The 18302-nt window shown below is 74.2% G+C and carries 15 protein-coding genes and 2 pseudogenes; 13 read left to right on the top strand and 4 right to left on the bottom strand.

Annotation, left to right across the window (positions count from 1 at the left end):
• The 10 genes and pseudogenes from AB0M46_RS47775 to nudC form a co-directional block, all read left to right on the top strand.
• Positions 1 to 1601: PD-(D/E)XK nuclease family protein (locus tag AB0M46_RS47775; RefSeq protein ID WP_363347699.1), on the top strand; the 1601-nt coding region annotated here is incomplete at its 5' end.
• Positions 1589 to 4798, top strand: a pseudogene (locus tag AB0M46_RS47770) (UvrD-helicase domain-containing protein); the annotation flags it as partial. The gene AB0M46_RS47775 and the pseudogene AB0M46_RS47770, both read left to right, overlap by 13 nt.
• A 30-nt stretch (positions 4799 to 4828) precedes the next feature.
• Positions 4829 to 5113 carry a DUF1778 domain-containing protein gene (locus tag AB0M46_RS47765; RefSeq protein WP_363347697.1) on the top strand — a complete coding sequence of 95 codons (285 nt, stop codon included), beginning with the start codon at positions 4829 to 4831 and terminating at the stop codon, positions 5111 to 5113.
• A complete protein-coding gene (locus tag AB0M46_RS47760; protein WP_363347695.1) occupies positions 5110 to 5637 on the top strand; it encodes a GNAT family N-acetyltransferase in 528 nt (175 codons plus the stop codon). The genes AB0M46_RS47765 and AB0M46_RS47760 overlap by 4 nt, the downstream gene beginning before the upstream one ends.
• A 138-nt stretch (positions 5638 to 5775) precedes the next feature.
• Complete coding sequence (locus AB0M46_RS47755) at positions 5776 to 5907, top strand: hypothetical protein (RefSeq protein WP_363347693.1); 132 nt, start codon at positions 5776 to 5778, stop codon at positions 5905 to 5907.
• A gap of 62 nt (positions 5908 to 5969) precedes the next feature.
• Positions 5970 to 6977 carry a hypothetical protein gene (locus AB0M46_RS47750; RefSeq protein WP_363347691.1) on the top strand — a complete coding sequence of 336 codons (1008 nt, stop codon included), beginning with the start codon at positions 5970 to 5972 and terminating at the stop codon, positions 6975 to 6977.
• A gap of 51 nt (positions 6978 to 7028) precedes the next feature.
• Positions 7029 to 8195 (top strand): S8 family serine peptidase, encoded by a 1167-nt coding sequence (locus AB0M46_RS47745; protein WP_363347689.1) that lies wholly within the window; start codon positions 7029 to 7031, stop codon positions 8193 to 8195.
• The gene (locus tag AB0M46_RS47740) at positions 8182 to 9498 is read left to right on the top strand and encodes a pitrilysin family protein (RefSeq protein ID WP_363347687.1); all 1317 of its coding nucleotides are present in this window, start codon (positions 8182 to 8184) and stop codon (positions 9496 to 9498) included. The genes AB0M46_RS47745 and AB0M46_RS47740 overlap by 14 nt, the downstream gene beginning before the upstream one ends.
• A 50-nt stretch (positions 9499 to 9548) precedes the next feature.
• Positions 9549 to 10829 (top strand): pitrilysin family protein, encoded by a 1281-nt coding sequence (locus tag AB0M46_RS47735; protein ID WP_363347701.1) that lies wholly within the window; start codon positions 9549 to 9551, stop codon positions 10827 to 10829.
• Positions 10826 to 11728 carry an NAD(+) diphosphatase gene (gene nudC, locus AB0M46_RS47730; protein ID WP_363347685.1) on the top strand — a complete coding sequence of 301 codons (903 nt, stop codon included), beginning with the start codon at positions 10826 to 10828 and terminating at the stop codon, positions 11726 to 11728. The genes AB0M46_RS47735 and nudC overlap by 4 nt, the downstream gene beginning before the upstream one ends.
• Here nudC and AB0M46_RS47725 read toward each other — a convergent pair.
• Both AB0M46_RS47725 and AB0M46_RS47720 read right to left on the bottom strand, forming a co-directional pair.
• A complete protein-coding gene (locus tag AB0M46_RS47725; RefSeq protein WP_363347683.1) occupies positions 11706 to 12245 on the bottom strand; it encodes a hypothetical protein in 540 nt (179 codons plus the stop codon). The two genes, nudC and AB0M46_RS47725, sit on opposite strands and share 23 nt — an antisense overlap.
• A 112-nt stretch (positions 12246 to 12357) precedes the next feature.
• On the bottom strand, positions 12358 to 12600 hold the full coding sequence (locus AB0M46_RS47720; RefSeq protein WP_363347681.1) for a mycoredoxin: 243 nt from the start codon (positions 12598 to 12600) through the stop codon (positions 12358 to 12360).
• A gap of 84 nt (positions 12601 to 12684) precedes the next feature.
• Between AB0M46_RS47720 and AB0M46_RS47715 the strand changes: the two genes are divergently transcribed.
• From AB0M46_RS47715 to AB0M46_RS47705, 3 genes are all read left to right on the top strand, one after another.
• Positions 12685 to 14766 carry an ATP-dependent DNA helicase UvrD2 gene (locus tag AB0M46_RS47715; RefSeq protein WP_363347679.1) on the top strand — a complete coding sequence of 694 codons (2082 nt, stop codon included), beginning with the start codon at positions 12685 to 12687 and terminating at the stop codon, positions 14764 to 14766.
• Between the two features lie 170 nt (positions 14767 to 14936).
• Complete coding sequence (locus AB0M46_RS47710; protein ID WP_363347677.1) at positions 14937 to 15371, top strand: hypothetical protein; 435 nt, start codon at positions 14937 to 14939, stop codon at positions 15369 to 15371.
• A gap of 118 nt (positions 15372 to 15489) precedes the next feature.
• A complete protein-coding gene (locus AB0M46_RS47705) occupies positions 15490 to 15873 on the top strand; it encodes a WhiB family transcriptional regulator (RefSeq protein ID WP_363347675.1) in 384 nt (127 codons plus the stop codon).
• Positions 15874 to 16159: 286 nt separating this feature from the next.
• Here AB0M46_RS47705 and AB0M46_RS47700 read toward each other — a convergent pair whose 3' ends face one another.
• Both AB0M46_RS47700 and AB0M46_RS47695 read right to left on the bottom strand, forming a co-directional pair.
• Complete coding sequence (locus AB0M46_RS47700) at positions 16160 to 17500, bottom strand: AarF/ABC1/UbiB kinase family protein (protein ID WP_363347673.1); 1341 nt, start codon at positions 17498 to 17500, stop codon at positions 16160 to 16162.
• 87 nt (positions 17501 to 17587) lie between these two features.
• A pseudogene (locus tag AB0M46_RS47695) lies at positions 17588 to 18302 on the bottom strand (hypothetical protein); the annotation flags it as partial.

Below are 18302 nucleotides of genomic sequence, written 5' to 3'. Positions count from 1 at the left end.
GGCTGCTGCAGCAGGCCCGCGACGCGGCGGCCCGGCCGGGGGCGAGCGCCGAGGAGGTGCTGTGGGCGGTCTGGCAGGCCAGCGGCCTGGCCGAGCGCTGGTCGGCGCTGAGCGCCCGCGGCGGGCACCGGGGCGCGGCGGCCGACCGGGACCTCGACGCGGTCGTGTCGCTCTTCGACGCGGCGGCCCGGTTCACCGACCGGCTGCCCGGCGCCGGGCCCGACGTCTTCCTCGACCACGTCGAGGGCCAGGACCTGCCGGCCGACAACCTGGCCCCCTCGGCCGACCGGGGCGACGCGGTGCGCATCCTCACCGCGCACGCGGCCAAGGGGCTGGAGTGGGACGTCGTGGCCGTGGCCGGGGTGCAGGAGGGGGTCTGGCCCGACCTGCGGCTGCGCGGCAGCGTGCTCGGCTCCGAGCTACTGGTCGAGGTGCTGGCCGGGCGGAGCATGGAGACCGTCGGGCGGCTCACCACGCTGCTGGACGAGGAGCGGCGGCTGTTCTACATGGCCGTGAGCCGGGCCCGGGAGCAGGTGATCGTCACCGCGGTGGCCTCCGGCGACGGCGAGGAGCAGCCGAGCCGGTTCCTGACCGAGCTGGCCTCGGACGCCGAGCTGGAGGAGGAGGCGTACTTCGAGCCGCCCCGCCCGCTGACCCTGCCGACCCTGGTGGCCGAGCTGCGGGTGGCGCTCATCGACCCCGACGCGCCCGACGAGCGCCGGGCCGCGGCCGCCGGGCTGCTGGCCCGCCTGGCCGCCGAGGGGGTGCCCGGGGCCGACCCGGACGGCTGGTGGGGGCTTCCGGCGCTGTCCGACGATCGGCCGCTGGTCGACCCGGGGGAGGCGGTGCAGGTCACGCCGTCGACCGTGGAGAGCGTCGAGCGGTGCAGCCTGCGCTGGCTGCTGGAGCGCCACGGCGGGTCGCTGACCCCGTCGCCGGAGCAGTCCATCGGCAACCTCGTGCACGCCGCGGCGATGCTGGCCGCGGACGCCAGCGCCGACCGGGCGCAGCTGGTGGCGTACGTCGCCGACCGCTTCGACGCGATCGAGCTCTCCGCGCGCTGGCTGGCCGGCCGGGAGCGGGACCGGGCCGAGCTGATGCTGGACAAGCTCATCGGCTGGCTGGCCGGCAACCCGCGCCGGCTGGTCGCGATCGAGCAGGACTTCCTCGTCGAACTGGCCGACCCGGAGGCGCCGGTCGAGATCAAGGGGCGGGTCGACCGGTTGGAGCTGGACGAGCAGGGCCGGCTCGTGGTCGTGGACCTCAAGACCGGCAAGTCCATCCCGGCCAACGCCAACCTGGCCGAGCACCCGCAGCTGGCCGCGTACCAGGCGGCGATCGAGCTGGGCGCGTTCGAGGAGTCCACGGTGCCGGGCGGGGCCACCCTGGTGCAGCTGGGCGGGGAGACCAACAGCGCCCGCGAGCAGGTGCAGCCGCCGCTGGGCGAGGCCGACGACCCGAACTGGGCGCAGGCGCTCGTGCGGCGCACCGCGCAGACCATGGCGGCGTCGACCTTCTCGGCCGTCGTGAACAACAAGTGCCGGGTCTGCCCCGTGAAGACCTCGTGCCCGGTGTCGGGTAAAGGCCGCCACGTCACATGACCCCACTGGAGCTCGCCAAGCTGCTCAGGCTGCCCGCGCCCACGCCGCAGCAGGCCAAGGTGATCGCCGCGCCGGTCGGGCCGCTGCTGGTCGTGGCCGGCGCCGGCTCGGGCAAGACCGAGACGATGGCCGCCCGGGTGGTGTGGCTGGTCGCCAACGGCCACGCCCGCCCCGAGCAGATCCTCGGCCTCACGTTCACCCGCAAGGCGGCCGGCGAGCTGTCGCACCGCATCCGCCAGCGGCTCGGGCAGCTGGTGCGCCGGCTCGGCCGCGACGACCTCATCGCGGGCGAGCCGACGGTCGCCACGTACCACTCCTACGCCGCCCGGGTCGTGCGCGAGCACGGCGTGCGGGCCGGCTTCGAGCCGTCGACCCGCCTGCTCACCGAGGCCGCCTGCTGGCAGCTGGCCGACGCCGTGGTGCGCGCCTACGACGGCGACATGACCGCGGTCTCGGCGGCGCCGTCCACCGTCGTCGACGCCGTGCTCCACCTGGCCGGCGACCTCGCCGAGCACCTGCGCGAGCCCGCCGACGTCGCCGCCTGGACCGGCCGGTTCTTCGCCGAGGTGGGCGCCAAGACGGGCAAGATGGCCAAGCCGGTGCGCGACGTGCTGGCCCGCCAGCAGGCCCGGCTCCAGCTGTTGCCGCTGATCCGGCAGTACACCGAGAAAAAGGCCCTGCTGGAAGCCATGGACTTCGGCGACCAGCTCTCCAGGGCGGCCCGGGTGGCCGTGGCCCACGACGAGGTGGGGCAGGTCGAGCGGGACCGGTTCCGGGTCGTACTGCTGGACGAGTACCAGGACACCTCCCACGCCCAGGTGGTGCTGCTGCGCGCCCTCTTCGGCGACGGCCACCCGGTCACCGCGGTCGGCGACCCCTGCCAGTCCATCTACGGCTGGCGCGGCGCGTCGGCCGGCAGCCTCGAGCGCTTCCCGGCGGAGTTCCCGGCGGCCGGCGGCGCGCCCGCCCCGCTGCTGTCGCTCACCACCAGCTGGCGCAACCGGCCCGAGATCCTCGACGTCGCCAACACCCTGTCCGCCCCGCTGCGCAGCCACGGCGCCCAGGTCGCCGAGCTCGCCCCGGCCGACGTGCTGGCCGAGCCGGCCTCCACCGCCACCGTGCACTGCGCGCTGCTCGACACCTACACCGAGGAGGCGGCCTGGATCGCCGACCGGGTGCTCGCCTCGTGGCGGCGGGCGGCGAAGGTCGACCCCGACACGTTCGCCCTCGACATCCCGGTCGAGGACCGCCCGTCGACCGCGGTGCTCGTGCGCACCCGGGCCCAGATCCCGGCGCTGGAGAATGCGCTGCGCTCCCGCGGCCTGCCGGTCGAGGTGGTCGGCCTCGGCGGCCTGCTGGACACGCCCGAGGTCCGCGACGTGGTCAGCGTCCTGCGGGTGCTGGCCGACCCGGCCGAGGGGGCCGCGCTGCTGCGCATCCTGACCGGCCCGCGCTGGCGGATCGGCCCGCGCGACCTCGTCGCCCTCTACCGCCGGGCCCGTGCGCTGGCCGCCGCCCGCCGCCACGGCGACGCCGGGGCCGAGCCGGAGCTGGCCGACCGCCTCGACGAGGCGGTGCTGGTGGAGGCGCTGGACGACCTGGGGGAGCCGGAGCTGTACTCCGCCGAGGGCCACCACCGCTTCGCCCGCCTCGGCGACGAGCTGCGCGCCCTGCGCCGCCGCCTCGACCAGCCGCTGCCCGACCTCGTCGCCGACATCGAGCGGGTCACCGGCCTCGACGTCGAGGTCGCGGCCCGGCACGGCGACGCCGGCCTGGCCCGCGGCCACCTCGACGCGTTCAGCAACATCGCGGCCCGCTTCGCCGCCGAGTCGGAGGGCGCGACGCTGAGCGCGTTCCTGGCCTTCCTGGCCGCGGCCGAGAACGAGGAGCGCGGCCTGGCCCCCGGCGAGGTCGAGGTGGTCGGCGGCGCGGTGCAGATCCTCACCGCGCACGCGGCCAAGGGCCTGGAGTGGGACGTCGTGGCCGTGGCGGGCCTGTGCGTGGACGTCTTCCCGGGCGCCAGCAACGCCGGCGACCACTGGCTGCGCGGCCTGGGCGTGCTGCCCTTCGCGCTGCGCGGCGACCACGCCGGCCTGCCCGCCCTGGACCTCTCCGCCGTCGCCGACGTCAAGGGGGTGGTCGCCGCCCTGGAGACGTTCACCCGCGACTGGCGCGAGCACGACATCCGGGAGGAGCGGCGGCTGGCCTACGTCGCCGTCACCCGCCCCCGCCGGCTGCTGCTGGCCAGCGGCTTCTGGTGGGGCGAGGGCGTGAAGCGCTCCCGCGGCCCGTCGGTGTTCCTGGAGGAGATCCGCGAGCGCTGCCTGGCCGGCGCCGGCCAGGTCGACGAGTGGGCCCCCCAGCCGCAGGCCGACGCGCAGAACCCGACCGCCGTGGACGTGCCCAGCGCGAGCTGGCCGGCCGACCCGCTGGGCCCCCGCCGCCCGCTGCTGGAGTCCGCGGCGGCGCAGGTCCGGGCCGCCTCGGAAGCCGTCGACACCCAGGATCCGCTGGCCCAGCGCTGGGCCGACGAGACCGAGCTGCTCCTGGCCGAGCGCGCCCGGCTGGCCCCGCGCGCCGGCGCCGCCGTGGACGTGTCCCTGCCCGGCCACCTCTCCGTCTCCCAGCTCGTCGCGCTGCGCCGGGACCCGCAGCGGCTGGCCCGCTCGCTGCGCCGCCCCCTGCCGGCCCGCCCGGACCCGTACGCGCGCCGCGGCACCGCCTTCCACCACTGGCTGGAGCAGCGCTTCCAGGCCGAGCGCCTGCTCGACCTCGACGAACTGCCGGGCGCGGCCGACGAGGGCGCCGCCCCGGATGCTGCCCTGGGCGAGCTGCAGGCCCGCTTCCTCGCCAGCGAGTGGGCCGACCGGGTCCCGCTGGACGTGGAGGTCCCCTTCGCCTCCGTCATCGCCGGCGTGGTGGTCCGCGGCCGGATGGACGCCGTCTACCGGCACCGCAACGGCCGCTACGACGTCGTGGACTGGAAGACCGGCGCCCGCCCGGGCGGCGCCGACGCCACCGCGGCCGCCGTCCAGCTGGCCGCCTACCGCCTCGCCTGGGCCGAGCTGCGCGGCGTCCCCCTGCGCCGGGTCGGCGCCGCCTTCTTCTACGTCCGAAGCGGCGAGACCGTCCGCCCGACCGACCTGCTGGACGAACAAGGCCTCTTGGCCCTGATCACCGCGCTCCCGTCCGCCTGACCTGGCGTACGTTGTGCGTACAATGGCGATGTGACCGGGAAGGCGGAGCGCCTGCACCTGCGGCTCGACCCGCAGCAGAAGGCGCTGCTGGAGGCCGCGAGCGCGGCGGCCGGCAGCAGCCTGTCGATGTTCGTGCTCACCGCCGCCACCGAGGCGGCGGCCGACGTCCTGGCCGACCGCAGGGTGTTCCTGCTTGACGAGGCCGGGTGGCGGGTCTTCGACGAGACACTGGCCGCGCCGGCGAAGGACGTGGCCGGCCTGCAGGAGCTCATGCGGACGCCCACGCTCCTGGATGAAGCGGAGCCGGGCGCATGACGGAGGGCCCGAGACTTCGCCCGGTCGAGCCGTTGACCTCGCAGCACCGGCTCGACGGGTTCGACTGCGGCTCGCCCGCCCAGTCCGACTGGCTGGTCAGGCACGCCCTGCAGGCGCACCAAGCCGGCCTCTCGCGGGTCTATGTGTGCCGCGCCGCCGGCGAAGGGTGCGTGGCCGGCTATTACGCCCTCGCCGCCGGCAGTGTGGCCCCGGCCGACGCCTCGCCGCGCCTCACTCGCGGCCGCGGCGCCGGGCGCTATCACCAGCCGGTCGTCATCCTGACCAGGCTCGGCGTCGATCGGTCCTGGCAGGGGATGGGGCTCGGCCGGGCGCTGGTGGTTGACGCCCTGCGGCGGACCGTGGCGGCGGCCGAGACGGTCGGCGTCCGGGCGCTGCTCATCCACTGCGAGAACGAGGCCGCCCGCGACTTCTACCTCCGGCTCGCGAAGTTCGATCCGTCGCCGACCGATCCCCTGCATCTCCTGCTGCTGATGAAGGACCTTCGGCGCGCGCTGGGCTCCTGAGGTACCCCCGAAGCTCAATGAATTGGCAAGGTTCCGACAGCTGGGTGTCGCCGGAACCGAATCCTCGCCGAAGCTGTCCAAGGGAGCATGCGAGGGGAAGTACCCAGGATGCAGGCGTCGCAGGTTCGTGAGGTTGCCGTGGTCGTCGGGGTTGCCACCGCCGGTGTGGTGACCGTCGCGCTCATCGTGCTCGGGCCCGTCGCCTGGGCCGAGGGGCCGCGGTATCAGCAGGTCACCCAGCTGCACCCGCCGGCGCAGGCGCAACCCTGAGATAACCATGACCGGGGGCTGCTGGCCACGGTCGCATCCTGGCTGCAACACTTGGGCGTGAGATGACCGAGCAGCGTTCGCCCTGGGCCGAGCCGGACACGCACACCGTGATCGAACCGGTGCCGCCCGCGTCCACGGCACCGATCGCGGGCCCGGCCCAGCCGTTCGACGGCCGGCCGGGCGGTTCTGCGCGCGTCGCGCCGCAATATGCCTCGGGGCGGGTCTCCCGGCTCGGCGCCCCGCCGCCGCCCCCGCCGCCCGACGTGCCCTCCGGCGGGCGGGACCGCGACGACGACGACCCGGTCAAGCGCAACCAGCGGATCCTCAAGTGGCTCGGCGGGGGCGCGATCCTCGTCGTGGCCGTCGGGCTCATCGTGATCCTGGTGTCGGTGCTCACCAACAACGCCACTACGCCGGGCGGGCTGTTCGACCGGCACGCCGAGGCGCCCAGCGACACCCGGCCCGAGCTGGCCCGGCGCTGCCCACCGCCGAGCATCCCGCCCGACAACCCCAACAACGGGGGCGGGGCCGAGGTCCCGCCGGGGCCGCGCACCACGGACAGCGAGTCCGGAATCAGTTACAAGGAGTACGGCGCGCCCTGGCGGCCACTGCTGCAGAACTGGCGCGACCAGGGTGAGCTGAGGATCACCTACCGGCAGGGGCAGGACTTCGTCACCGAGCCGAACTACGACGGCGCCGGCCACGACTACCACGCCACCATCCTCTCCGGGCACGTGCCGGCCGCTGTCAACGACGGCATGGTGCTCGACCTGCACTGCGTCGGCGACCAGATCGCGGCCGACGTGCGGATCAGCTTCTACCCGAAGGGCAACCAGCTCGAGCAGCTCGAGGCCAAGGACCTCACGCTCGGCGGGCGCCCGGCCCGGCTGCTGAAGTTCCGGCTGCACTTCTCCGAGGCCGGGCTCACCGCGAAGAGCGAGCTGGTCTCGATCGCGCTGGTGGACCTGGGCAAGCCGGAGGCGGCGATCCTGTACGTCTCGATCCCGGACACGCACCGGCAGTACGACTACGTGGCCGACGAGGCACCGGAGAGTATCCGCCCCGTGTAGATCCACCTGCGTGAGTGGCGCCACTTGCGTCGATCCGGCACGCTATCGCGCATGAAGCAGCGGCTGGCGGCGATGGCCGTCGGACTCGTCGCGGCGGCCGGGCCCGTCCTCCTCCCGGCGAGCCCGGCGCGGGCCGATGTCATCCGCGACGACGAGTGGCATCTGCGGTACCTCGCCGTCGCCGAGGCCAACCGGCAGACCCGCGGCGAGGGCGTCACCGTGGCGATCGTCGACCGCGGCGTCGACGCCACCCACGAGGACCTGACCGGCTCCGTGCTCGACCCGGTGTACGTGCGGGGCACGGACCAGAGGGTCGCCGACCCGGACGGCCACGGCACCGCGCTCGCCGGGGCGATCGCAGGCCACGGGCACGGCGACGACCAGGGCGCCGGTGTGCTCGGCGTGGCACCCGGGGTGAAGGTGCTGCCGGTCGTCGTCGACACGCCGATCGACCGGGCGCCGAGCGCCGACGAGCTGGCCGACGGCGTCGAGCTGGCGGTCGAGCAGAAGGCCCGGGTGATCGTGGTCGGGTACTCCGTCGCCGGCAGCGACCGCCTCGCCGAGGCGATCCGGGCCGCCCGCGCCGCCGACGCGATGGTGGTGGCCGCCGACGGCGACCAGCCCAGCCGCGACTTCGAGCCCTACCCGGCCGCCTACGAGGGCGTGCTGGCCGCCGTGCCGCTGAGCCGGGCCGGTGACGTGCGGGTGCGGTCCACCAGCGGGCGCCGCCTCGGCCTGGGTGTGCCCGGCTTCCAGATCATGACCACGAACACCGGCAACCGCTACCGGGTGGACGACGGCAGCGCCTCGCCGGGCCTGCTCGCCGGGGCCGTCGCCCTGGTGCGGGCCGCCTATCCGGACGCGACGTCGGCGCAGATCGTGCGCCGGCTGACGCTGACCGCGATCGATGCGGGGGCGAAGGGGATCGACCCGGAGTACGGCCTGGGTCGCCTCGACCTGGTCCAGGCCCTCACCCGGCGGCTGCCGGAACCCTCGCCCTCACCCTCGCCGAGCCGGACCCCGGCGGGCGTGTCGCAGGCCGCCGCGCCGGTGGCCGGGCCCCCTCCGCCGCCCCGCTCGCGGGGCGGGTACGGGTGGCTGCTGGGGCTGCCGCTGCTCGCCGTGGTGCTCGTCCTGGCCGGCTACGCGGCCGCCGCGGAACGCCGGATCCGAATTTCGGGCCGGGACGAAGTAGATTCGGTGAGTGTCCAGTCGTAGCCCCGGTGTGCGGATCCCGGCCTCAAAGTATCCCGTCGAGCGATTCACCCTGCCCAACGGCCTGCGGGTGGTGCTGACCCCAGACCGCGCCGCCCCCGTGGTCGGCGTGGCGGTGGCCTACGACGTCGGCATCAGATCGGAGCCGCAGGGCCGGACCGGCTTCGCCCACCTGTTCGAGCACCTGATGTTCCAGGGCTCGGAGAACCTGGAGAAGCTCGCCCACTTCCGCCACGTGCAGGGCTCGGGCGGCACCTTCAACGGGTCGACGCACTTCGATTACACGGACTACTACGAGACCCTGCCCTCCAACGCGCTCGAGCGGGCGCTGTTCCTCGAGGCCGACCGCATGCGCGCGCCCCGGCTGACCGAGGAGAACCTCCGCAACCAGATCGACGTGGTGAAGGAGGAGATCCGGGTCAACGTGCTCAACCGGCCCTATGGCGGGTTCCCCTGGCTGCGCCTGCCCCCGGTCATGTTCGACACGTTCGCCAACGCCCACGACGGCTACGGCTCCTTCGAGGACCTCGAGTCGGCGACCGTGGCCGACGCCGCCGACTTCTTCGACCGGTACTACGCCTGCGGCAACGCCGTGCTGGCGGTCGCCGGCGACTTCGACGTGGCCACCGCCACCGAACTGGTCGAGCGCCACTTCGGTGACGTGCCGGCCCGCCCGGCGCCGCAGCGTCCCGACTTCTCCGAGCCCGACCTGACGGCGGAGCGCCGCTCCACCTACGAGGACCGGCTGGCCCCGCTGCCCGCCGTCGCGGCCGCCTGGCGGGTGCCCGACCCGATCTCCGACCTGGACGGCTACCTGCCCTACGTGGTGCTCGCCGAGGTGCTCACCGACGGCGACGCCTCCCGGCTGGTGGAGCGGCTGGTGCTGCGCGACCGGTCGGCGACCAGCGTGGGCGGCTACATCGGCTTCATGGGCGAGCCCTTCGCGGTGCGCGACCCAACCGCCCTGGTGCTGCAGGCCCACCTCCCCCCGGGCGGGGACGTGGACAAGGTGCTGCGCAGCGTCGAGGAGGAGTGCGCCCGCATCGCCTCCGACGGTCTGGCCGCCGACGAGCTCAGCCGGACCCAGGCCCGCATGGCCACGCACCTGCTCCGCGACACCGACGCGGTGCTGGGCCGGGCCCTGCAGATGGCGCTGCTGGAGCAGCAGCGCGGCGAGCCGGAGCTGCTCAACCGGCTGCACACCCTGATCGGTGAGGTCACCGAGGAGCAGATCGTCGCGGCCGCCGGGCAGCTCGTGCCCGCCCGCCGGGCCGCGGTCGAGGTTATCGCCGGAGGAGCCAAGTGACTGTGACCACCCCGCCGCGGGCCCTGCCGGTGCTCGGGCCCAACCGCCCGATGGCCCTGCCGACCACCGTCGAGCACACGCTGGACAACGGCCTGACCGTGATCGCGCTGCGGCGCTCGTCGGTGCCGCTGGTGGAAGTACGACTGCGGATCCCGTTCGCGCAGGCGAACCTCGCGCGGGCCGCGCTGCTCACCCAGACCGTGCTGTCCGGCACGTCCACCATGTCGACCGTGGACATCGCCGCCGAGCTGCAGAAGGTCGGCGGCGGGCTGTCCGCCGGCGCCGACCCGGACCGCCTGCTGATCTCCGGCAACGCCCTCGTCGACGGCCTCGACCGGCTGCTGGACCTGCTCGGCGAGGTGCTCACCGACGCCGCCTACCCGGGCGAGGAGGTCGAGACCGAGCGGGCCCGCCTGGTCGACCGGATCCGGGTGGCCCAGAGCCAGCCGAGCCACCTGGCCCGGGTCGCGCTGCTCAAGCGGATGTACGGCGCCCACCCGTACGCCGTGCAGACCCCCTCGCCGGAGCAGGTCGAGGCGGTCGGGCCGGACGCGCTGCGGGTCCTGCACGGCGAGCGGCTGCACCCGGCCGGCGCCACCCTCGTCATCGTCGGCGACCTGGAGCCGGAGCAGGCGATCGCCGCGGCCCAGCGGATGCTGGGCAAGTGGGATGGCGGCGGCGTCGTCGCCGAGCTGCCGCCCGCCCCGGCGCTGGAGCCCGGCCCGCTCACCCTGGTCGACCGGCCCGACTCGGTGCAGTCCTCGCTGCGCCTGGCCCTGCCGGCGGTGCCGCGCAAGCACCCCGACCACGCGGCCCTGCAGCTGGCCAACCTGGTCTTCGGCGGCTACTTCTCCTCCCGCTGGGTGGAGAACATCCGCGAGGACAAGGGGTACACGTACGGCCCCCACTCGCTCGTCGAGCACGCCGTCGCCGGCTCCGCGCTGGTGCTCTCGGCCGAGGTGGCGACGGAGGTGACCGCCCCGGCGCTGCTGGAGACCCTCTACGAGCTCGGGCGCATCGCCAGCCTGCCGCCGAAGGACGAGGAGCTGGAGCAGGCCCGGCAGTACGCGCTCGGCACCCTCCAGCTGGGCATGTCCACGCAGGCCGGGCTGGCCGGCCTGGTCTCCACCTACGCGGGCTTCGGGCTGCGCCTGGACTTCCTGGCCGAGCACGCCCAGCGCCTCGCCCGGGCGAGCAAGGAGGACGTGGCGGCGGCCGCGGCGAAGTACCTCGCCCCGTCCCGTGCCGCCGCGGTCGTCCTCGGCGACGCCGCGAAGGTCGAGTCCTCGCTGGCCGGGCTGCTGCCGGTCGTGCGGGCCGAGGGGTCATGAGCTCGAGCCCTCCGTTCGCTTCGGGGCCGCTCGACCGGGCGGCCCACCGCCGCACCGACGAGGCATGGCTGAAAGAGGCCTGGTCCCGCGCCCGGGTCGTGGTCGTCGACGACGGCCACGTCCTGGTCCGCGAGGGCGAGCCGCCGCAGCTCGTGCTGATCGACCCGGCCGAGGCGCCCGAGGGGGAGCGGTTCTTCCTCGGCGAGGAGGAGGACGGCACGGTGTACTTCGCCGTCGCCGCCGACGTCACCGCGCCCGAGGGCACGCAGCGGGTCAACCTGCGCCAGGTCGGGCACGCGCTGCCCGACCTGGCCGCCGGGCTCTTCATCACCGCGGTCGCGCTGGCCAACTGGCACTCCCGGCACCCGTACAGCCCGCTGAGCGGCAAGCTGACGGTCACCGCGCAGGCCGGCTGGGTGCGCACGACCGAGGACGGCGAGGAGACGCTCTGGCCGCGCACCGACCCCGCCGTGATCATGCTCGTGCACGACGGCGTGGCCGGCCCCGACGGGCGCTGCCTGCTCGGCTTCAACGCCCAGTGGAAGGCGCTCGGCACCACCGTGCCGCGCTTCTCCACCCTCGCCGGGTTCGTCGAGCCCGGCGAGTCGGCCGAGATGGCGGTCGCCCGCGAGGTGCTGGAGGAGGTCGGGGTCAAGGTCGGCGAGGTCACCTACGTGGCCAGCCAGCCGTGGCCCTTCCCCGGCTCGCTCATGCTCGGCTTCCACGCGCGGGCCGCGGCCGGCGCGGCGATCACCGTCGACGTCGAGGAGATCGCCGAGGCCCGCTGGCTGACCCGCGCCGAGGTCGCCGAGGTGCTGGAGGGCCGCTCGAGCGAGTTCGGGCTGCCGTTCCCGGCGTCGATCGCCCACTTCCTCATCACGAAGTGGTTGTACGCCTGAGCGCCTCCGCGTGCCAGGCCGCGCACCACCGGTCGAGCACGGCACCGGCCGCGGCCGGCTCGACCTCGCGCAGCTCGTCGTCGATGCGCAGGCTCACGAAGGCGTTGGTCGGGTGCCACCCGAGGTCGCGCCAGACCGCCTCGTCGATCACCCCGCCGGTCGGGGTGACCGTGCGGCGCAGCAGCGACAGCGGTCGCTCCGGCGTCGTGTCCTCGTCGACCCGCACGAAGTAGGTCACCAGCCGGCGCGGGTCGGCGGGCGGCCCGGCCCGCCAGGCCCGCATCGCGTCGGCGGTCAGCCGCTCGTCCGGCTCGGGCGCCGGCGGCCGGTAGGCCTGCGCGCGCATCCAGCCCAGCAGGTCGGGCTCGGGGACCAGGCCGGCGTCGCGTGCCTCGGCGACGAAGCGCTCCGGCCACAGCCAGAGCCCGTCGGTGTGCAGCGTTGCCGGCCCCCGGCCGATCGTGGTGCCACCGGCCAGGTAGTCCGCGATCAGGCGGCGCCGCTCGGGATCGGCCACCCGCGGACGCTCCGGCGCGTTCGGTACCGCGTATAGACGAGCAACCCGCATGGTGGCCGGCCTCCCCAGGCATTCCGGCTTTCGCCAGCCACCGTAACGGATTCAGCAGCGTTCAGCTACCGACGGTTTCCAGGTGCTTCTTGACCTGCACGATCGACGGGTTGGTCAGGGCCGTGCCGTCGTCGAAGCGCAGCGTCGGGACGGTCTGGTTGCCGCCGTTGACGCTCTCCACGAACTTCGCCGCCTCCGGGTCCCGCTCGATGTCGACGACCTGGTACTGGATGCCCTCACGGTCCATCTGGGTCTTGAGGCGGTGGCAGTAGCCGCACCAGGTGGTGGAGTACATGGTCAGCATGGGGTAGAGCCTCCAAAAAGCATCGGCGGGGTCACACACGGCAAACACGCGTAACGTCGTACGCCCCTGGAATGATGTCCAGCTGTGGCGGACTCCTCAGAGATTCTCGCCGGGCTCGACCCGGACCAAGCGGTCGCCGTGACCGCCCCGGCCGGTCCGCTGTGCATCCTGGCCGGCGCCGGCACCGGCAAGACCAGGGCGATCACGCACCGCATCGCCCACCGTGTCCGTTCCGGGCAGGTCCGGGCCCAGCACGTCCTCGCCGTCACGTTCACCGCCCGCGCCGCCGCCGAGATGCGCGAGCGGCTCGGCCGGCTCGGCGCCGACGGGGTGCAGGCCCGCACCTTCCACGCCGCCGCCCTGCGCCAGGTGCGCTACTTCGCGCCCCGGCTGTTCTCCGGCCGTGACATGCCCGAGCTGCTCGACAGCAAGGCCCGGCTGGTCGGGGCCGCGGCCACCCGGGCCGGGCTGCGCACCGACCGCGAGGTCGCCCGCGACCTGGCGAGCGAGATCGAGTGGGCCAAGGCGTCGCTGATCGAGCCGGACGACTACGCGGCCGCGGCGGCCAAGGCGCTGCGCGAGCCGCCGTTGGACGCGGCCAAGGTCGCCCAGATCTACGCCCACTACGAGCGGCTCAAGCGGGCCCAGGGCGTGATCGACTTCGAGGACATGATCCGCGCCGCGATCTGGGCCGTCGAGGAGCACCCCGACGTCGCCGAGCAGGTGCGGGCGCAGTATCGCCACTTCGTCGTCGACGAGTATCAGGACGTCAACCCGATGCAGCAGCGGCTGCTCGAGGCCTGGTTGGGTGGGCGCGACGACCTCACCGTGGTCGGCGACGCCAGCCAGACGATCTACTCCTTCACCGGGGCGAGCGCCTCCTACCTGGTCGACTTCAGGCGTCGCCACCCCGCCGCCACGGTGGTCCGGCTGGTGCGCGACTACCGCTCCACCCCGCAGGTCGTCGGCCTGGCCAACGCGGTCATCTCCCGGGCCCGCGGCGACCTGTCCCAGCTGCGCCTCGAGCTCGTTGGGCAGCGCCCGGCCGGCCCGGAGCCGACCGTGCGCGCCTTCGCCGACGAGCCGGAGGAGGCGGCCGCCGTGGCCGCACGCTGCGCCGAGCTCATCGCCGGCGGCACCCCGGCCCGCGAGATCGCCATCCTCTTCCGGGTCAACGCCCAGTCCGAGGTCTACCAGGAGGCGCTGGCCGAGGCCGGGGTGCCCTATGTGCTGCACGGCACCGAGCGCTTCTTCGACCGGGTCGAGGTGCGCGAGGCCATGTTCGCGCTGCGCGCGTATCGCGGGGAGCCGGCCGACGGCCTCGTCCCAACCGTGCACGCCGCGCTGGAGCGGACCGGCTGGCGCCCCGACGCCGCGCCCGCCGGCGGTGCCCAGCGGGAGCGGTGGGAGTCGGTGGCCGCGCTGGTCGCCCTGGCCGAGGGCATGCCCACCCGCTCCCTGGAGGAGTTCCACGCCGAGCTGTCCCGGCGCGCGGCGCTGCAGCACGTGCCGACCGTCGAGGGCGTGACGCTCTCGTCGCTGCACTCGGCGAAGGGCCTCGAGTGGGACGCGGTGTTCCTGGTCGGGCTGGCCGAGGGGACCCTGCCCGTCATCCATGCCAGGACCCCGGGTGCGGTCGAGGAGGAGCGGCGCCTGCTGTACGTCGGGGTGACCCGCGCCCGCCACACCCTCTGGCTGTCGCACGCCTCGGCCCGCACCCCCGGCGGCCGCTCCCGCCGCCCGAGCCGGTTCGTGCCGTCGTCCACCCCGTCCGCGCAGGTCGTGCGCAAGCCCCTCGACAAGGCGGCCGTCGCGGGCCGGGTTCGCCGGGTCATGGCCGTCTCCTGCCGGGTCTGCGGGGCCGGGCTGGTCAACGGGGCCGAGCGCAAGCTCGGCCGGTGCGCCACCTGCCCCTCGGATCTCGACGAGGACCTGCTGGCCCGGCTCGTCGACTGGCGGGCCCGGCTCGCCGCGGTGCAGAAGGTCCCGGCCTTCGTGATTTTCACCGACGTGACCCTGTCGGCCATCGCCGAGCGGCGCCCCGGCCGCCGCGAGGAGCTCGCCGTGATCGCCGGGATCGGGCCGCGCAAGCTGGCGCTCTACGGCGACGACGTGCTCGCCCTCGTCGCCGGCACGTCGGTCGACACCCTCACTGACCAGGCCTGACGGGCTGGACCGCGGCCCGGCTCACCCGGTTGCCGGCCAGCTGGAAATGTGACAAGGACTTTTCCCGGAAATTCGATTGCCCTACCGTGAAGGCACGGCATAGCCTGCGAACACGACGCCGGACGACCGGCGGCGACACACCACGAGTCTGCGGAGAGAAGGTGGCACCCGTGAAGCTCTATTCGACATTGGAGCGGCGGTCGCTGCTGCCTGCCGTCTGCTCGCAAGCCTCGGTGCGTCGTGTCTCGCCGTCCGCGCTGCTGTCGTGGCAGGAGTCTGCCCTTGTCCAGGCACTGGTCCTGGCTCCGGCTGCCTCCGTCCCGGCCGCCTCGCTCCCGGCCGAGGCCGTCCCGGCCACGGTTGTCCCGGCTGCCGTCGGCGCTACCGAGCCGGTTCGGGTCGAGGGCGCGGTTCGGGTTACCGAGCCGGGCAGCGACGACCAGGTCCGCACCGGCAAAACCCGTATCAGCACCACCGATGTGATTCAGCTCGATCGTGGGATCCAGGTTCAGGGGACCAATGGGTTCGACGCGAAGCATGGCATGACGGCTCCGAAGCCCAATGGCGGAGTCCGCGGAATACCACCTCGAGGCAGGCCGGTCTAACCAGACCGACTCACCGGCTCACCTCGAGGCCGCGGAACCCGACACCGGGATCCGCGGCCTTATTCATTTGTACCGAACGATCAACCAAACGATCGACAGACAGAAAGGGGTGACCGGGATGAGCCTGGCCTTGGCATCGATCGACGTGCGTGACGCGTCGGCCGTGGACGAGCGTCTCCGTGTTGCTGCGCGAGGCGTCAAGTCCGACCTGCCGTGCCGTACCTTCGACCCGGACCTGTGGTTCGCCGACTCCCCGGCGGAGCTCGAGCTCGCGAAGTCGCTCTGCGTGGAGTGCCCGCTCCGCGCCGAGTGCCTGGCGGGCGCGATCGAGCGCGCCGAGCCCTGGGGCGTCTGGGGTGGCGAGATCTTCGAGCGCGGTGCCGTCGTGCCGCGCAAGCGTCCGCGGGGCCGCCCGCGCAAGGAGGACGTCGCCCGCGACGCCGTCCTGCGGGTCGAGGTCGCCGCTCGCACCAAGGCGGTCACCGCCGGTGTGGCGGCCTGACATGAGCGCACATCGACAGCCAGCCAGCCGAGGGCCGCGCCACGCGCGACCGACCCGGCTCCGTACGACCACGCACACCAATGCCATCAGGAGTCTCGAAATGTCCTTGCAACTACTCCACGAAGCACTATCACGGGCGCGAATGCGTGGGCCTCAGGCTGTCAAGCGCTCTGAGGCTTTCCCGTCCGCCCGTCAGGTCGCCATGCGTGCTCGGCGCGAGCAGGAGTCGTACCTGACCCGATAGTTGCCTTTTGCGGGCCCCCTTCCGCGTGGAGGGGGCCCGCCCCTATTTCTTGCGCCGGTTCTTCTTGGCGGGCGGCTCGGCGAATCCGGGCAGCCAGTCGGTCAGGATCTGCCGATACCCGGCGCGGGCCTCCAGCTGGCACAGCACGCCGATCGATCCCAGCGTGACCCGGTGCACCATCATGTACGAGGGCGGAAGGTTGAGCTGCCGGCTCAGCGCATACGCCGGGCTCTTCGGGTTGGCCAGCCGCCCCGCCTCCGAGCGCAGCCACGCGCGGGTGAACTGGAACTCGTCCTCGGCGAGCGGGTCGAGCATCGGCCGGATGTACCCGAGCACGGCCGCCCCGTCGAACTTGGCGTCGCCCTTGATGAACCCCTCCTGCTGCAGCCCCTCGAGCACCGCCTCGGCGTCTCCCGCGAGCGCCAGCCGGGTCAGCCGCCCGATGACCTCCGGGTGGCCGCCGGGCAGCTGGGCGACGGCGCCGAAGTCGAGCACCCCGAGCCGTCCGTCGGCCAGCAGCCGGTAGTTGCCCGGGTGCGGGTCGGCGTGCAGCATCTCGACCCGGGCCGGCGCCGAGAAGTGCAGCAGCGCCATGAGCTTCCCGGCGCGGTTTCGCTCTTCCTCGGTGCCGCCGGAGATGATCGCCGACAGCGGGGTGCCCTCAACCCACTCGGTCACCAGCACGCGGGGCGACGAGGCGAGCACCGACGGCACGAAGATGTCGGGGTCCGCGTCGAAGGCGGCCGCGAACGCGGTCTGCGAGCGGGCCTCCAGCTCGTAGTCGAGCTCCTCGGTGACCCGGTCGCGGATCTCGGCGACCAGCGGCTTGACGTCCAGGCCGGGCTGGATGGCCTTGAACAGCCCGGCGAAGCGGGCCAGCTGGTTGAGGTCGGAGCGCAGCGCGTCCCCGGCCCCCGGATACTGCACCTTGACCGCCACCGCCCGCCCGTCGGTCCAGACCGCCCGGTGCACCTGCCCGATGCTGGCCGCCGCGGCCGGCTTGTCGTCGAACTCCTTGAACAGCGAGCGCCAGTCCGCCCCGAGCGACTCCTCCAGCACCCTGTGCACGCTGGCGGCCGGTAGCGGCGGCGCGGCCTCCTGCAGCTTGGTGAGCGCGGCCCGATACGGCCCGGCGAGCTCCTCGGGCAGTGCGGCCTCGAAGACGGACAGCGCCTGCCCCATCTTCATCGCGCCGCCCTTGAGCTGCCCGAGCACGCTGAACAGATGCTCGGCGGTGCGCCGCTGCACATCGGCCGACACCACGTCGGCCGCCATCCCGGTGACGCGCTTGCCGAGCCCGAGCGCGGCCCGTCCGGCCAGCCCGAGGGGAAGCGACGCCAGCCGTGCGGTGCGGGCGACTGCGCCCCTGGGGATCTCGGTCACAAGTCATTTTTACCTGGTCTGCGCACTCGGCGACGGCGACGGCAATCACAGCCCTCGCACAGGCCCCGTTTCGTCCCGCCCCACGGCTCAATTTCCGCCGCCCGGCCTGCGCCGCCGGCGGCAGGTGCAGCGGGGGTGGGCGGACCACTCCCGCCGTACCGTCTCGCCGGCCCTCGGTATCTCGACCAGCGCCGCCTCCGTCCGCACCGGATCGCCGTCCAGGTAGGCCAGCACCTCCTCCGCGGCGAAGGCCGCCCCCGCCATCACCGTGGTCACGCTGCACGGCTCGCCTCCGCCCGGCGGGGCCGTGGCCAGCTGCGCGGCCATCACCGGCCAGGCCGGGTCGCGGTCGATGCGGTGCAGGTCCAGGCACGTGCGGCACGGAGAACCCGCCGGCCGCACGAGCGGCCCGACGAGGACCGTGCCCAGCCGCACGGTCAGCTCCAGGCGGGGCAGGGCATGCAGCCGGTAGCCGCGGCGGGCCAGGCCGGGCGGGTGCCGGTCGCCCACGCGGACGAGGAAGTCGACGTTGTCCGCGCGCACCGATGAAACATCCACCCCCGGCGCGATCCGGGCGATCGCCGAGGACGTGGCCAGGGTCCGTGGCTCGGAGACGTCGGACCAGGCGAGGCCGCCCACGGCCACGTCGCCGCGGGTCGCGGGGCCGTCGACCAGCGGGTCCACGTGGCCGACGCCGGCGCCGGCCAGCGCGGTGGCCAGCGGGGCCACCAGCGGGCCCTCGCCGGCGACCACGACCCGCGCGGCGGTGCGGCGGCGCAGGACATCGGCGGGCGTCCGGGCG

This window comes from Dactylosporangium sp. NPDC051485 (assembly GCF_040682015.1).
Lineage (GTDB): Bacteria > Actinomycetota > Actinomycetes > Mycobacteriales > Micromonosporaceae > Dactylosporangium.
Note: the sequence above shows the minus strand (reverse complement) of the source record. Positions and strands in the feature narration are given on the sequence as shown.